The 15,197-nt window shown below is 71.1% G+C and carries 10 protein-coding genes; 6 read left to right on the forward strand and 4 right to left on the reverse strand.

The window, feature by feature from the left end:
• Nucleotides 1–136 precede the first annotated feature (136 nt).
• Nucleotides 137–502 (forward strand): hypothetical protein, encoded by a 366-nt coding sequence (locus AB0K21_RS05750; protein WP_343963435.1) that lies wholly within the window; start codon nt 137–139, stop codon nt 500–502.
• Nucleotides 499–4,827: a caspase family protein gene (locus AB0K21_RS05755; protein ID WP_364148107.1), complete on the forward strand. Its 4,329-nt coding sequence runs from the start codon at nt 499–501 to the stop codon at nt 4,825–4,827. Before AB0K21_RS05750 ends, AB0K21_RS05755 begins: the two co-directional genes overlap by 4 nt.
• Before the next feature lie 18 nt (nt 4,828–4,845).
• Here the strand turns inward: AB0K21_RS05755 and AB0K21_RS05760 are convergent, their stop codons facing one another.
• Both AB0K21_RS05760 and AB0K21_RS05765 read right to left on the reverse strand, forming a co-directional pair.
• Nucleotides 4,846–5,229 (reverse strand): hypothetical protein, encoded by a 384-nt coding sequence (locus tag AB0K21_RS05760; protein WP_343963431.1) that lies wholly within the window; start codon nt 5,227–5,229, stop codon nt 4,846–4,848.
• 60 nt (nt 5,230–5,289) lie between these two features.
• Nucleotides 5,290–6,144, reverse strand: a complete 855-nt coding sequence (locus tag AB0K21_RS05765) for a helix-turn-helix transcriptional regulator (protein WP_343963429.1) — start codon at nt 6,142–6,144, stop codon at nt 5,290–5,292.
• A gap of 237 nt (nt 6,145–6,381) precedes the next feature.
• On the opposite strand from AB0K21_RS05765, the gene AB0K21_RS05770 reads away from it, so the two are divergent.
• The 3 genes from AB0K21_RS05770 to AB0K21_RS05780 all read left to right on the forward strand — a co-directional run bounded on the left by AB0K21_RS05770 (nt 6,382) and on the right by AB0K21_RS05780 (nt 12,354).
• Nucleotides 6,382–7,599 carry a hypothetical protein gene (locus AB0K21_RS05770; RefSeq protein WP_364148110.1) on the forward strand — a complete coding sequence of 406 codons (1,218 nt, stop codon included), beginning with the start codon at nt 6,382–6,384 and terminating at the stop codon, nt 7,597–7,599.
• Entirely contained in the window at nt 7,589–8,992 is a 1,404-nt protein-coding gene (locus AB0K21_RS05775) for a hypothetical protein (RefSeq protein ID WP_364148113.1), read from the forward strand. Before AB0K21_RS05770 ends, AB0K21_RS05775 begins: the two co-directional genes overlap by 11 nt.
• Nucleotides 8,993–9,147: 155 nt before the next feature.
• Nucleotides 9,148–12,354: a chromosome partitioning protein ParA gene (locus tag AB0K21_RS05780; RefSeq protein ID WP_364148116.1), complete on the forward strand. Its 3,207-nt coding sequence runs from the start codon at nt 9,148–9,150 to the stop codon at nt 12,352–12,354.
• 99 nt (nt 12,355–12,453) lie between these two features.
• On the opposite strand, the gene AB0K21_RS05785 is transcribed toward AB0K21_RS05780, so the two are convergent.
• Nucleotides 12,454–13,272 (reverse strand): metal-dependent hydrolase, encoded by an 819-nt coding sequence (locus AB0K21_RS05785; protein WP_364148119.1) that lies wholly within the window; start codon nt 13,270–13,272, stop codon nt 12,454–12,456.
• A 105-nt stretch (nt 13,273–13,377) separates the two neighbouring features.
• The gene (locus tag AB0K21_RS05790) at nt 13,378–14,211 is read right to left on the reverse strand and encodes a DUF3050 domain-containing protein (RefSeq protein WP_364148122.1); all 834 of its coding nucleotides are present in this window, start codon (nt 14,209–14,211) and stop codon (nt 13,378–13,380) included.
• A 213-nt stretch (nt 14,212–14,424) separates the two neighbouring features.
• On the opposite strand from AB0K21_RS05790, the gene AB0K21_RS05795 reads away from it, so the two are divergent.
• Entirely contained in the window at nt 14,425–15,168 is a 744-nt protein-coding gene (locus AB0K21_RS05795) for a carboxypeptidase-like regulatory domain-containing protein (protein ID WP_364148124.1), read from the forward strand.
• Nucleotides 15,169–15,197: the final 29 nt, after the last annotated feature.

Raw genomic sequence — 15,197 nt, forward strand, 5'->3', positions numbered from 1 at the left:
CAATATTTCAAGCTATAAAGGATGGGTAATACTCGAACACCTCGGCCGTGAGTTGCGAAGTTGAGACCGTTGAAGAGCCCTCATCTCTTGGGAGACGCGTCTAAATTGACGGCAGGCGGAAAGGCGGTGAGGAATCGTGGACGTATCCGTACGGGCGGAGGCCGACCAGCTTCGCGATCTCCACTCGTGGCTGATCGAGGAGCCGGAATTCCGCGGACGTGTTCGACTTCTCGAACGGGACGGGGCACCTCACGAACTCGGTCCGACGACCGACCTCCTCCAGGTGGCCCTCGGATCGGGAGGCGCGGTGGCGGCCCTCGCCGGCATCGTCATCGCCTGGTTGAACAGCCGCCCCGGTGAGGTCTCGATCCGGATCTCACGCGGCGACCAGGAGGTCGAGGTGACCGCCAAGGGGGTCAGGTCGCTGACCCCGGAAGGCGTGCGGGCGCTCACCGGCCAGATCTCCGAAGTGGTCTCCGGTCCCTCGGAGCTCGAGCGGTGAGCCTGCTGTCCCACGAGGGGACGCGCGTGCTGATCGTCGGTTCGGGCGACTACGTGCCCGGTTCACGCCTGTCCCCCGTGCCGGCGAGCCGTACGACGGTTGCCGACCTCGGGGACTGCCTGGTGGACCGGGCGGGCCTGGATCCCGCGCGGCTCACCAGGTGCGTCGACCCGGCGGATCCGCAGCACTTCGCCGGCCTTCTCGACGACGCGGCCCGGCAGGCGACCGAGGTGCTGGTGTTCTACTACGTGGGACACGGTCTGGTCAGCCCGGCCAACGAACTCCATCTGGCGACCCGGGCGACGACGGACCTGACGGTTGGCACACCTCCCGAATACCAGGCCCTGCCGTACTCCACGGTCCAGCGGCTGCTGCTGCGCAGCACGGCCCGGCTGGTCCTCGTCGTCCTTGACTGCTGCTTCTCCGGTCGCGCCCACGGGGTGTCCGGCAGCGCCGCGGACGACGCCTTCACCGTCACCAGGCAGGCCGGCGCCTACCTGCTGACCTCGACCAGCCGCACGGAGACCGCCTGGGCCCCGGTCGGGCAGCCGCACACGGCCTTCAGCGGTGAGCTGATCAGGCTGCTGACCGAGGGAGAACCGACAGGGCCCCCGGGGCTGACCCTCGACTACGTCTACCGGTTCCTGGCGCGTTCCCTGCCGGACAAGGGCCTGCCCCAGCCGCGCCGCCAGGCGGCCGACCTCGGCGACCAGGAGGTGCTGGCCCCCAACCCCGCCTACCGGCCCCCGCAGGCACCCGCGACACCGGAACCGTGGCCCGCCGACGACACCGAGAGCCCCTACCGAGGGCTGGCGTCTTTCGGCCCCCAGGACAGCGCGTTCTTCTTCGGCAGGGAAGAACTCACCCATACACTTCTCGAACGGCTGCGTGCGCAGCAGAGGACCGGTGGGCCCCTGCTGGTGACCGGCCCGTCGGGAGCGGGCAAGTCCTCCCTGCTGCGTGCCGGGTTGATCGCCGCCCTGCCCACCGCCTCGCCCCGCGTCTACCTGACACCGGGTTCGGATCCGATGGGAAAGCTCGGCAGGCTCGTTCCGGAAACGACTCCCGAGCGTCGGCCGGTCGTCGTCGTCGACCAGTTCGAAGAGGTCTTCACCGCCTGTCAGGACGAGGAGCAGCGGCTCGCCTTCATCCGGGCGCTGGCCGCCCTGTGCGAGGCCGGGAACGGCACACCACCCGCCGCGGCCGTGGTCATCGGCCTGCGTGCGGACTTCTTCGGTCACTGCGCCGCCTACCCCGAGTTGCTGGACGCCACGAAACGGCCGGAGATCGTTCCCCCGATGGGGGAGGACCAGCTTCGCGACGTCATCGAGAGGCCGGCCACGCTGGCGGGGCTCACCATCCAGCCCGGTCTGGTCGATCTGCTGCTGGAGGACCTCGGGATCGGGAGAGCCTCCTCGGAGGCTGCGTCCGGGCCCGGCGGCGGCCTTCCTCTGCTGTCCCACGCCCTGCTCACCACCTGGCAACGTCGTCAGGACGGGGTGCTGACCTTCGCGGGATACCGGGCGTCAGGCGGCATCGCCCAGTCGCTCGCCCAGACCGCGGACACCGTCATGCGGGTCGTCGGCCCGAGCGGAGAGCTCATCGCCCGTGAGATGCTCCTGCATCTGGTACGCCTCGGCGACGGCACCGACGACACCCGCCGCCGGGTGCTCATCGACGACGTGCTGCCCGAGCCGGACGACCCCGAGTACCCGGTCACCCGCCGCGTCCTCGACACGTTTCTGCAGGCGCGCCTGGTGATCGTCGACGAGGACTCCGTCCAGCTCACCCACGAGGCCCTCATTCGCGGGTGGCCGCAGCTGCAGGGCTGGATCACCGCCGACCGCGCGCGGCTGCTGGTACGGCAACGGCTGTCCGAGGACGCGGAAACATGGCGGAGACAGTCCCGTGATCCCGCCTACCTCTACGTGGACAACCGCCTGGTGGCAGCCCAGGAGGCCGTCGGAAGCGGCCGCCAGAGTGAGCTCGGTCCCCTCCAGCACGCCTTTCTCGCCGCGAGTGTGAGCCGAGCCCGCCGGAGGAGCAGGATCACGCTCAGCGTCATCGTGACCCTCGCCATGCTGCTGGTCGCCGCCGTGGGAGCGGGCGGCTACGCACTGCGGCAGAGCGCCGTCGCCCGGGAACAGTCCCGGATAGCCGACGACCAGAGGGACCTGGCCACCGGCCAGCGAGACGCGGCGATCTCACGACAGGTCTCGGACGCCGTCGAACGGCTCAACGACACCTCGCTCTCCGGGCAACTGGCACTGGCCGCCTACAACCTGTCCGACACTCCGGAGGCCCGGGGCGCGATGGTGGACTCGCTGGGTTACACCATCGGTGCCAGACTGCTCGGCCACTCCGGCTTCACCGGAACCGTCGCGATCAGTCCCGGTGGCAGGCTCGTCGCCTCCGGCTCGGCGGACAGGACCGCGAGAATCTGGGATGTCGGCGACCTCACCCGGCCTGCGCAGCTGGCGGTGCTCGAAGGACATGGGAAGGGAGTGTCCTCGGTGGCGTTCGACCGATCGGGATCGTTGCTGGCGACCGGTTCAGCGGACGACACGGTGCGCCTGTGGGACATCGGAGATCCGAGGCACCCGGCCCTCACGGCGACCGTGCACCGGCGGGAGAGCGCTGTCAGCGAGGTCGCGTTCGATCCGGCGGCGGACGTGCTGGCCATCGCGTTCGCCGACGGTGCGATAGAGCTCTGGGACACGAGCACCCCCGGAACACCAAGCCGCCTGGCGGAACTGACCGGACACGAGAAGCAGGTCGAGTCGATCGACTTCAGTGCGGACGGCAATGTCCTGGCCTCCTCGTCCGAGGACCAGACGGTGCGGCTGTGGGACACCGGGGACAAGCGGCGACCATCCTTCCTCGGGGGCGTGCGCGTGCACCCGGGCGGTGCGCTCCACGCGGTGAAGTTCAGTCCCGACAGGAAGATCCTCGCGGTGGCCTACGACGACAACACGGCGAAACTGTGGGATGTGAGCGATCTCAGCCGTGCCCCGCTCGACGGCGCGACCCTCCAGGGAGCCGTCGCTCCCGTTTCCGATCTCGCCTTCAGTCCCGACGGACGTACGCTGGCCGTGTCTTCGACGGACAATTCGATCACCCTGTGGAAGGTGAAGGACTACGCGCACGTTTCGCAGCGGCAGGTGCTCATAGGCCACGGCGAGTCTGTCCAGTCAGTGGCCTACAGCCCGGACGGGCGCTTCCTCGCCTCGGCCGCGGCAGACCAAAGTGTCCGGCTCTGGGACGTTCATGATCCTGACCGTGTCGAGTTCCAGCCGAAGCTGGAGTCGCACAAGGACCTGGTGTACGGCGTCGACGTCGCCGCCGACGGGCGGACCATGGCATCCGTCGCAGCGGACAGCACCGTGAAACTCTGGGATATCAGGGACTTCTCACATCCCACGCTGTTGAGCACGACGAAGGCGGGAGACGTCTACCTGCTCGACGTGAAGTTCAGCCCGGATGGTCACACCCTGGCGAGCACGGTCAGAAACGAGATCTGGCTCTGGGACATCACCGCTCCCGCCAAGCCCGTCAAGCTGGCCGCGCTGAAAGGGCACACCAAGACCGTCATGGCCGTGGCCTTCAGTCCTGACGGTCGCACGCTGGTCAGTGGCGCGGAGGACGACACCACCCGAGTGTGGGACGTGCGGAGTCCTGCCAGGCCGAAGGTTCTCACCGTCATCCGAAAGCATTCCGATTCCGTGCTGGACGTGGCCTTCACCTCGGACGGCTCCCTGCTGGCCACGGCGTCGGGGGATCGGACCGTACGGCTGTGGGACATGTCGGATCCCGCGCACCCGGACGAGCGAGGCGTCATCGAAGGTCATTCCGCGCTGGTGGACACCGTCGACTTCTCCGCGAACGGAGATCTGCTGGCGACGGGTGCCGGTGATGGAACCGCCCGGATCTGGGATGTGCGCGATCCGGGTCGCCCCATCCCCTCGGGGATTCTCAAGGGACACACGGATCTTGTCTGGGACGTCGAGTTCAGTCCGGACGGACGGAGTGTCGTGACCGGGGCCGGGGACTCCGTGACCCGGCTGTGGGACGTGTCGGATCCCGCCAGGCCGATCCTCACCACGATCCTCGGACTGCACTCCTCCAGGGTCGCCGCGCTGACCTTCACCCCCGACGGCCGTGGCCTGGTGACCGGTTCGCACGACAACTCCGTCCGGCTCCGCGTGATCGACATCCCCACCGTGGTCAAGCGCATATGCGACACCACGGGTATGGCCCTGACGCGGGAGGAATGGGGGCTGTACATACCTGACATCGGCTACCGGCCGCCCTGCCCGGCCCGCTGAGCGGAGGTCCCGGCGGCGTCAGACCGGGGCGACGGCCGCGTGGTGTTCCAGCAGGACGTCGGTCAGCAGGTAGCCGCCGCCTATCAGGTGGGTCAGCGGGTGGGCCCGTATCTCCCGGTAGTGGGCGGCGATCCGGAACGCGGCCGCGACCGGGGTGGCGGCACTCGTCCACAGCGGTCTGTGCCGGTCGGTGAAGGCCGGGACGACCCACCAGAAGCGGCAGGCGTCGTCGAGGCGGGCGACCAGCCCGTAGTAGACGGAGACGACTATCTTGCCGGACGGCAGCCGGTGGACGTCCGCCGGGATGTTGTGGGACCGGGCCAGCAGGGCCGCCAGTTCACGGGCTCGGAGTTCGGCCGGGTGAGGCGCGAGATCTTCGGGGGATGTGTGATCAACGGTCACGCTCGCGAGATTAGAGATCATGAGATGCCTGCCTCAACGGTGTTGCGCGATGTTGCGAGTTCACCTCTCGCCGAACGCGGCCGCCGCGGCCCGCAGCAGGACGCGGGCCTCCTGCCCGTAGGCCGCGGCACCGCTCAGGGCCCGGAACGCCTTCTCGTACACGCCCACGTCGCTCGGGGCCTTGTGCTGGATCTGGCCCGGCACGGTGTCGACGCGGACCCGGTTGGCGTCGTATATCCAGAAGTTCTCCGGTGGCATGAGCGGCGGCCTGATCGTCGCGGGGACGATGCCGAAGGACACGTTCGCGACGCCCGAGGTCAGCTCCGCCAGCCGGTCGAGCTGGGCGGCCATCTCCGCCGGGCCGACCAGCGGGGTGCGGAGTGCCTGCTCGCCGACGACGAACGCGAACCGCTTGTTCCCGTTGCGCAGGATCTCCTGTTGCTTCAACCTCGCCGCGACCGCGGCGTCGATGTCGTCGGGGATGCCGCGGAAGTCGATGATGGCGCGCAGGTGGCCGCGGGCGTAGTCGCCGGTCTGGAGCAGGCCGGGGACGGCCGAGTGCTGCCAGACGCGGAACTGGCGGGTCCTGTCGTACAGCGGCTGGAAGGAGCGCTGTACGTGGCCGAGGCCGCTCTCCTCAAGGCGGCGCCAGTCGGTGTACATGGCGTCGATGTTCTGGGCGGCCGCGATCAGGTCGACCACCTGCTCGTCCGCGTCGCAGGCCTCACACCACGTCCGGATGTCGGCCTGGTTGGGCATCTGGACCGCGTTCTCGATCTTGGAGATCTTGGTGTGGTCCAGGCCGGTCTTGGCCGCCAGCGCTCGCCCGGTCAGCCCGGCGTCGGCGCGAAGCGCCCTGAGCCTGGCGGCGAGAATGCCTTTGGCCTCGTCGATGCGTGCTGTGGAGGTCGCCATCTCCGTCACCTCGTCACCGCGGGGGGTTGATCCTCCGACCGTACGTCGGATGTTGCGATCTGTCCTGAAAGTTGCGAATAGTTGTGGAACGATGATGAGCGCGCTCCCGCTCCGTTATCCGGGACCCCTGCGACAGGCCGTGAGAAGGTCGGCGAGAGAGTTACGGTCGGCCGTCCCACCTGCGCTTTCCGCTGATGCGGGTCGGGGATGTCGGATGCAAGCCTTACGGTAGGGCGCGTGCCAGAGACGAACCATGAGCTCACGCTCGACTCGGCCCTCACCGAGGAGGCCGTGCTCTCGACCTACCGCCGCATGTTCGCGGCGCTCGCCCGCGACAGCGGCGCGGTGGTGGACGACCCCGCGCTGGTCGACATCGCCGAGACCCTGTTCGCGGCGTTCGCCGAGGCCGGCGAGGAGTGGCTGACCCACGAGCAGATGCGCCACGTCTGCCGGGCCTATCCGCTCGACCGGTTCGAGAACCGGCTCCGGGTCCTGCGGGGCCTCGGCGCGATCCGCGAGGTGTTCCCCAAGCCCAACCAGCTCCGCTACCGCGCGTCGTTCACCAGTGTGGTGGGGCTGATGTTCATCCGGCGGATGATGGACGACGGCGGCCAGTCGGAGATGCACCGGCTGCTCGCGCTCGAAGACCTCAACGTGGCCGACCCCCGCACGACGATGGAGGAGGCCCGCACCAGCGCGCAGAACCTCTCGCGCGCCTTCCGGCTCTGGGCCCTGGAGCTGATCACGCTGACCGGCGGCACCATCGAGGAGTTACGCGAGCAGGCGCCCAAGCTGTGGGGCACCGAGGAGATCGCCCGGCGGGCGCAGAACCTGCACGGCACCATCCTCACCCGCTGGCCCGACCTCGACCGCACCTGTACCGAACTGCGCGCCGCGATCTACTCCTACAGCGACGCCTCGCGCCGCGCCGCCGGGCGCCTGGCCGACTCCGCGGGTACGACGAGGAACCTGACTCTGCTCCCCGCGGAGCTCTGGCGCACCTTCGCGCAGACCGCGAGCAAGGAGCGGCTGGCCTCGGTGCTCGACGGCTTCGTCTTCGACGCCCCAGCCCCCTGGCACGACCCGGCGGCGATCGTCAGGGCCGTGGACGAGAGCCCCCGCCCGGCACCCGCCCAGCCCACTCCCCCGCGCTCGGCCCTGCCCGACGCCGGCCCCGCCGACGCCCACGCCCCCGCCGCCGACGGCCTCGACCATCTGAGCACCGTGGCCGAGGCCGCCCTCGCCGGGCGCTCCACCGCCCGGCTGGAGGAGCTGCTCACCGCCGACGGCGAGTGGGTCTCCGCCCGCCGCCTGCTGGCCGACCTCGTCTCGGCCGACCTGCGCCCCGACTCCCCCTATCGCCTGCGCTGGTCCGACGGCCTCACCGCCACCCCCGGCGCCGAGCCTGCCTGGCTCTCCCACGGCCACCTGGAAAGGACCGGCGGTGTCGGCTGATCCGCGACGCGTACCGGCCTTGGCGACCGAACCGGCGAGCACCGGCCCCGAAGACCCGGTGACGACCGGGGAGACCGGACCTGAAACGTCCGCGACGGCGTCCGTCCGTACTGCCGAGACCTACCCGCGAGCCTCGGAGGCCGAGCCGCCCGCGACGGCACACGTCCGGGCCAGGTCGGTCGGGCCTCTCGCGCTCCGCGCCGGGCAGGCGGCCCCGGCGGGGATGGCGCGGCTGGGGCGCGGGGACGGGACGGGCATGGCGCTGCCGGTCTGGCCCGACGGGGCGACCCCCTCGCTCCTGGAGGAGTACCAGGTCGCGCCGGTCCCGGTGGAACGATCCGGCGAGACCCGGCGGGTGCTGGCCGCGGCGCTGCGATGCTGCTGGAGCGACCTGACCACCGACCCGTGGCCCGGCACCCCCGCCCCGGTGGACGACGTGCTGTCGACGTACCGTGCCCTGATCGGGCGCGGCGACGATCTGATGCGCAACTGGGCGATCGGCGCGCTGCGCCGCCTGCACGACTCGGCCTGGCTGGAGGTCGCAGACGGGTTCGTCCGGCTCGGCCCCCGGTGCGCGTCCTGGCCCCCCGCGTCCCACGCCCAGCTGCGGGAGCTGATGCGCCGCCTGCCCACCGCGGAGGAGACCCCGGGCGGCACGGAGGTGCTCCCGGTCGTCGACGACGGCCTTGCCGGTGCCCCTGAGAACGCCGACGCCGGGGCGAGCGTCACGATTCCCGACGAGGTGGACAGCGATCTGCTCGGCCCGTTCGACGAGCGTCGCAGGGCCGAGATCGTGGCGGCGTTCATGGCGGTGGAGCACGCGGCCGAGCCGGTGCACGAGGCCCGCTTCTCCGCACTGCGCGACCCGGTGCTGCGCCGCACGCTCACCGAGATGCTGGAGCGCCGCGGCCGGGTCCTGATCCACGACCGCGAGTCGTGGATCTCCGGCTACGCGGCCGAGACACTCGGCACGGGCACGGCTTCGAAAACGGTGACGGCGCCAGGAGCGGGCGCGGTGGCGCAGGCGGGCTCGGCGCTGGACGAGGCCGGGCGGGCGGTGCTGGTGCTGGTGCTGATCCACTCGGTGGCGATTCCCAGGGCCGACGGCCTGCTGCCCACCGACAGCTGGCTCTCGCCGTTCCCGGCCCAGATCGACGAGTTGCGGCGGCACACCAAGCTGCCGATCGGCGAGCTGGAGGCCGCGCTGCGCACCCTGCGTCACGCGGGTCTGGTGACCCAGGTGAAGGCGGGCGAGGAGGCCGGCGGGTACGTGCCGGGGCCGCAGTTCCACCGGCTGACCCCGCAGGCCAGGCGGCGCCTGCAGGAGGAACTGATCCTCGCGGCGGGGCCGCACACCCCGCTGGCCGCGGCCGTACGGGCCAACCGGCGGTGAGCGGGAGTGAAGCGACCACAGTACGCGATGAGTCGGCCCCGGCGGGGGGTGCCGAGGACGCGGTGTCCCCGGTATCGGGAACGGGACGGAAGAAAGGAACGACGGGGTTGACCGACCAGCGGAACCAGGCCGCGAAGAGTTCACGGGGGAGCCGCGTGAAGGCCGCCGGCGCGGGAACGGGCACGGGCGAAGCCGTCCAGGCCGGAGCCGGGAACACCTCGGCCAAGGGCGGCCGGGGTGCGAACGCTCCGGCCGGGGACACGCCGGCCGGAGGAAGCCGAGCCGAGACCTCTGTCGGGACGCAGGCGAGTCTGGTCCCCGTGGAGATCCGTGCCACCGCTCCGACCGAGAACGTGGTGGGCGACCGGGTGCTGGTCGCCGTGCAGCCGGTCAACATCTCCCGGCTCTCGACCCACCCGGTGCCGACCGTGCCGGGCACGCTGATCGTGGTCGCGGGCGCCGGTCCGAAGGACTCCAACGGCGCGGGCAAGTCGTCGTTCATCGCGATGATCACAGCGCTGCTCGGAGACGAGCAGTGGCGTTTCGCCTCGGGCGCCAAGTCGGTGTCGGAGCTGCTGTTCAACGCCGAACTCGCCGCGGGCGGGGGCGGCCGGACCTGGGCCAGCGCCGACCACGGCTACATCGTCGGTGTCTTCGCGCCGACCGGCTCCGTGCACACGGGCTCCGCGGGGCCCCGCCTTCCGGACGGCGACTCTCCGGACGGCGACTCTCCGGACGCCGATCCGGCGCGCACCGGTTCCCTGGGAGACGCGGTGACCGTGTGGCTGCGGGTCAACCAGGAGGCCCCGCACCTGGAGATCAGGTGGGCCCCGGGGGTGCACCTGGCGTCGGCGGCCTCGGAGGCGGAGCGGGTGACGCGGGCCGACGCGCTGTGGGCGGCACTGCCCCGCTCGGCGGGACGACGTGACGTGGTGGCGCGCGACCTGACCAGGTTCCTGTACGGCGACCGGGTCAGGTGCGTGTCGTTCCTGTCCACCTCGGTACGGAGCAAGGTCGCCACCAACCTGCTCTCCCAGCCGCTCAACGAGATCTCCCCGGAGCGGGTCTTCGAGGCGATCGCCGCGCTGACCGGCCTGGACGCCGAGCTCGACCAGGAGCGGGAGGCACGCCGCGACGAGCACGCCAGGCGGGTGCGCGCGACACGGGCCATGGAACTGCTGCGGGAGTTCGAGGACGAGTCCCGTACGCTCCTGGAGACCTTCGACCGGCGTGACCGGGCCCGTGTCCGGCTGGCCGAGGCGATGCGCCGCTGGCGGGGACGGCTGGCGCGCAGGCTCGCCGACGCGGGGCAGCGGGACGAGGCGCTGGCGGTGGAGCTGGAACGGGCCGGCGCGGCGGCCGAGCGCGCCACGGAGGCGATCGGCGAGATCAGGGCGGAGATCGCCACCCTCAAGGACGACACGCTGGAGCGCGGCCTGGCCGAGGCTCGCAGGGAGCTGGCCACCCTGCAGGCACGCGCCGCGAAGCTGGACGCCGACCGGGCGGTGGCGGAGAACTCGGTGGACGACCTGCGCGGCTGGATTCCCGGGCTTGAGGAGCAACGCCGCCTGGCCGACGGACGCGACACGGCGGCGGCGGGCGCGGAGCTGGCCGAGGCCAGGACGCGGCTGACCGAGGTGCTGAAAGCGCTGGGCGTGGCCGACCGCGAGGTCGAGGGGGCCAAAGCCGCGCTGGACGACGCCGAGGGCGGGCCGGCGGCGGCCCAGCTCAACGCGCTCGCCGAGGCGAATGTCGGAGCGACCGGCCTGCTCGACGCGATCGACGTCGCCGAACAGGCCCGTGAGGACGAGGCCGGGCGGAAAGCACCCGCGCTGGGCTCTCGCGGGTGGCCGCACGAGCACGCGGTGATCGTCGACGCGGCCGACCTGGAGGCCGCGTCGCGGGCGCTGGACGCACTGCCCGGCTCGGTGCTGGTCAGTGCGGCGGGAGTCACCGTCGTGGGGTCGTTCGAGGTGGCCGTCACCGGCAGGGAGGCCCGGATCAAGGCCGCCGAGCAGCGGCTGCACCGGGCACGCGACACCCAGGAGAGCGCCGCGGCGGCCGTACGGGCCGCCGAGGACGCCGTGGCCGAGGCGGGCAGGCGGCTTGAGGGGGCCAAGGCGTCGGTGCAACTGGCCGACATCGAACGGCGGCTGGCCGAGCGGCGGAAGGCGCTCGGTGAGCTGATCGAGGCACTGGCCGAGGTCGCGCCGAAGGTGGGCGAGGCCGAGCGCCGGGCGAGCACCCTGGACTTCCGTGCCCGCACCAGGAGCATGGAGGTCGAGCGCCTGGAGGGCCGCAGGGCCAGGCACGAGTCCGACCGAGACCAGGCCACCGAGCAGGCGGCGAGAATCACCGCCGACCGCGAGGCGCTCAGGCTTGACACGCTGGCCGGCGACTGGGGCGGCCCCGTCGACGGTGCCCGCGAGTGGCTGGGTGCCCTGGACGAGCAGGAACGCCCGCTGACGGCCGAGGAGTGGTGGCGGGCCGCCGAGCGCAGCCTGGACGAGGCACTGCGCGACACCTTCCCCGGCGAGTCCCCCGGCGCGGACGAGGAGATGCCCGAGGAACTGCGCTTCCTGGTCCGGGAGCGGACCGCGCCCGGCGCCGGGCGCACCGCCCGCGAGCAGGCGACGTTCCCCGGCGTGTGCTCGGCGCTCGCGTCCTACCTGCGCGGCCAGGAGGAGTACGAACGGCACCGGCGCCGCCAGATCGAGACGCAGATCACCACCCGGCAGCGTGACCTGACGGCCGCCGCCAAGGGCGCCGAGGAGGCCGCGCAGTCCACCGCCGTGCACCGGGCCGCGCTGACCGCCGCGATCAAGGCGCGGCTGACCCGGGTGGCCGAGGAGTTCGACAAGCTCGACACCTCCTACGGAGGCTACGGCGCGACGCTGGAGTTCCCCGTGCCGCCCGCGCCAGCCGACCCCGAGCAGCGCTGGGCGTGGCGGGTGACGCCCAAGTGGCGCAGGGGTGAGGGGCAGGGGTTCGTGCCGTACAACCGGCGGGCCAACACCGCGCTGATGGACGAGAAGGCGGTGAAACTGGTCTGCGCGGCGGCGATCGCGTCCTCCGGTGGCGGGCACCTGTGCCTGGTCCTCGACGAGCTGGGCCGCAACCTCGGCAAGGAGCATCGCCGGGAGGCCGTGGCACTGTTCCGCCGGATCGGCGAGACGTACGGGATCACGGTGATCGGCGCGCTCCAGGACGACATGGAGCCTTACGCCGTCGACGCCTGCGGCCAGTACGTCAAGTTGCGCCGCTCCTCCGACGCCATGCCGTACAACGAGCCACCGGTCGTCATCGGCCACGACCAGAACGCCGAGCGGGTGCGCGCCCTGGCTTCCGCGGTGAGCAGGTGAGCGGGGAAGACCGATGAGATGAGCGGGGTGAGCCGGCCCGGGGTGACCGCGGGCCGGCCTCTCCCCGCGGCCGGGTCCTCCCCGTCGCCGGCCTTCCGGCTAGGCGGGAAGGCTCACGACGCTCCGCATCGTGAGCTCCGCGTCCTGGAGGGAGAGGGAGACCCGTACGGAACCCAGTTCGGAGGTCCGCGAGACATGCGTCCCGCCGCAGGGAATTCGCGCCTCGCCCTCGGGCAGCGAACAGTGCCACATCCGCCGCGCGGACAGGGACGGGGACGGGCTGTCCACCGTGATCGGCGCGTCGGCCGCGATCCACGCGCCGAGCTGGTCGTCGATCCGCCGGGTGAGCTCGGAGAGGTCGAGGCCTTCGGCGTCGAACCCCTTCCTGCGCAGCGACTTGCCCAGGCGGTAGACGTCGTCGCTGCCGTGTTCCACGATCCGTGACGTGGTGATCGCCGCCTGGTCGAAGTCGGGCCGGCCGAGCGAGTCGGGCGCCACCTCTTTTCGCCACCGGTCGGCCAGCGCCGCGTTGAGAGCCAGGGCGGTGAGGTGGCACGCGCTGTGCCCCGCGGAGAGCGCCGACCGGTACGCCTCGTCGACGGCCAGTTCGGCGTCCCCGGCGATCGGCTCCTTCAGCACGTGGACCACGAGCCACTCCCAGCCGTCGGCGCCGCGGCGTACCGGGATCTCCTTCCCCAGGTAGAGCCGCTCACCGTCCGACGCGCCGGTCACGCAGTCGACGACCGGCAGCCCGTTCACGGTCCCCCGGTCGGCGGGCTGGTCCGGCCAGGTGTGGTCCAGGGGATGGAACGGTGTCTCCGCCGTCACCACGCCGTAGCCGCCGTCCAGCGGTGTGGCCGAGAGCACCCTCGAAACCCCGTGGACGCCGCCGTGTGGGTAGGTGACCTGTGTGTCCATAGCTGATCTTCGCTTCCCATCGTTCCGTGTCAATCCGCAAGCGACCGAGAGGATCGCGCCAAACACGATATGGCCTCGCGATCCCCTCACCCCGGACTTCGACGGTCAGGCGGTCTTCGCGGCAGCGGCGGCAGCGGCGGCAGCGGCGCTGGAGGAGACACGTCCCGCTATGCCGTCCCACAGGGCATGGCGTGCCTCCAGCGCCACCCGCAGCGTGGTCGCGCAGTCGTTCCACTTCCGCCGGTCGTCCCCGCAGAGATCGACCAGCATCTGCATGGCCATCGGCGTGTGCTGCTCGCCGTCGACCTCGATGTGGCGACAGAGGTAGTCGCGGAACTTCTCCAGAGCCTCCGCGTGCCGGTCCGTCCGCAGCACGCGGTCGAACATCTCCGGAATGAGGTCCTCCCTGCCGAAGGCGAAGGTCGCCGCCTGGGCGTGCAGGGGAGCGGACTCGATGATCTTCCAGGTGGTCCTGACGAAGTCGGCGGACGCCGGTGGCACACCGGGGAGCTCCAGCCCTCGCTGGACCGTTCCACCGTCTCTCAGGTGGCCGACGAACGACTCGATGGGCCGCGCGTCGGCACCCGCCTGCCGCATCCCCTCGACGTACAGCTCGAAGTGGCTGATGTGGCCCTCTCCGAGTTCGTCGCTCTCCTCCACGAGCACGATCTCGTTGATCAGGCGCCGGCTCGTCCGGGGGCCCTGCGGGATCCAGGGGACCCGCACGCAGGTGAGCCGCCGCTGCAGGTTCTTCAGCAGCGACATGAAGTCCCAGACCGCGAAGACGTGGTGCTCCATGAAGACGACCACGTCGTCGAGCTCGTTCAGCGAGTTGTAGACGTCGTGGGCGAGGATCTTCTCCCGGATCGGTTCGATGGTTCTTTGCAGCTCGTGGAGACCGGGGTGAGAGACGTTCCAGCTGTAGCGTGATTCCGACATCCTCTGACTCCTTAGTAGACGCCGTAATCCCACGACGTCGGCCTGTCGTGCTCCAGGAGATCCGCCTTGGTGCGCCGTTTCTCGTATCGTGCCAGCTCTCTCTGCTTGAGCAGGGGAAAACACAAGACGAGGCATTCGCCGGGGATCCGTCGGCGGACCGCCCGTTCCAAGTCGATTGCAAGATCGTTCGTCTAGTGTGACCGGTGGCGAGAGGTGATCGTCGCGGGTGTTCTCATCGCGGCCCTGAGCGGCCGCGCGGTCGAAGGTGGGGAGCGGATGACGGGTACGGTCGACGCCGGACGGGAGGCCGGGGTGCTCAAGGGGCGGGTCGTCGACGCGGCGGGCAGGCCCGTCGCGGGCGCGGAGATCGTCGCCAACAACCAGCTGCTGTACAACAGCAACCTGATCGTGGCCACGGACAGGGACGGCCGCTACCGGGTGAGCACCGACGTGGCCGTGGCCACGTTCCGGGTGACCGGCACCGTGGCCCGCCGCTTCGAGGGCCGTGCCTACACGATGGAGCTGACCCCCCACGACGACGTCCCCTTCGCCGGTTCGGACGGCGCGATCCGCGACTTCACCTGGCGGCTCACCGGTGAGCGGTCCGACGGGCTGGGCTTCTACGGCGGCATGGTCCTCTTCCATCTGGAGTCCTACGACCCGCGGGCCCCGGAGACCTTCCTTCGGGACGAGGACGTCACGCTCACCCTGACCCCGCAGGGGCCGCTGATCGACGGCTCGGTCGGCGAGGTCATCACCCGCCGTGCCGAGCGCAGCGGCGACGGCTCAGGGGTGCTGGACGTGCCCATCGGCCGCTACCGGATCACCGCCGAGCATCTCGGGCGACCCCTGAAGATCCGGGTCCGCGACACCGGCGAGTACGGCGAGGCGGTCGTCACCGGCTTCGAGCGCTTCCTGAGCACCGTCCATCGCATCCGACTCGACCTCAAGCCCTAGGTGACCACGTCCTGGCGGGAGGGGGACCC

It is taken from the genome of Streptosporangium sp. NPDC049248, assembly GCF_040678965.1.
Classification (GTDB): domain Bacteria; phylum Actinomycetota; class Actinomycetes; order Streptosporangiales; family Streptosporangiaceae; genus Streptosporangium; species Streptosporangium fukuiense.

Bases quoted from the DNA above. Each gene is read 5' to 3' on its own strand.
- AB0K21_RS05790 (WP_364148122.1), bottom strand. From the start codon at position 14,211: ATGTCGGAATCACGCTACAGCTGGAACGTCTCTCACCCCGGTCTCCAC.
- AB0K21_RS05765 (WP_343963429.1), bottom strand. From the start codon at position 6,144: ATGGCGACCTCCACAGCACGCATCGACGAGGCCAAAGGCATTCTCGCC.
- AB0K21_RS05785 (WP_364148119.1), bottom strand. From the start codon at position 13,272: ATGGACACACAGGTCACCTACCCACACGGCGGCGTCCACGGGGTTTCG.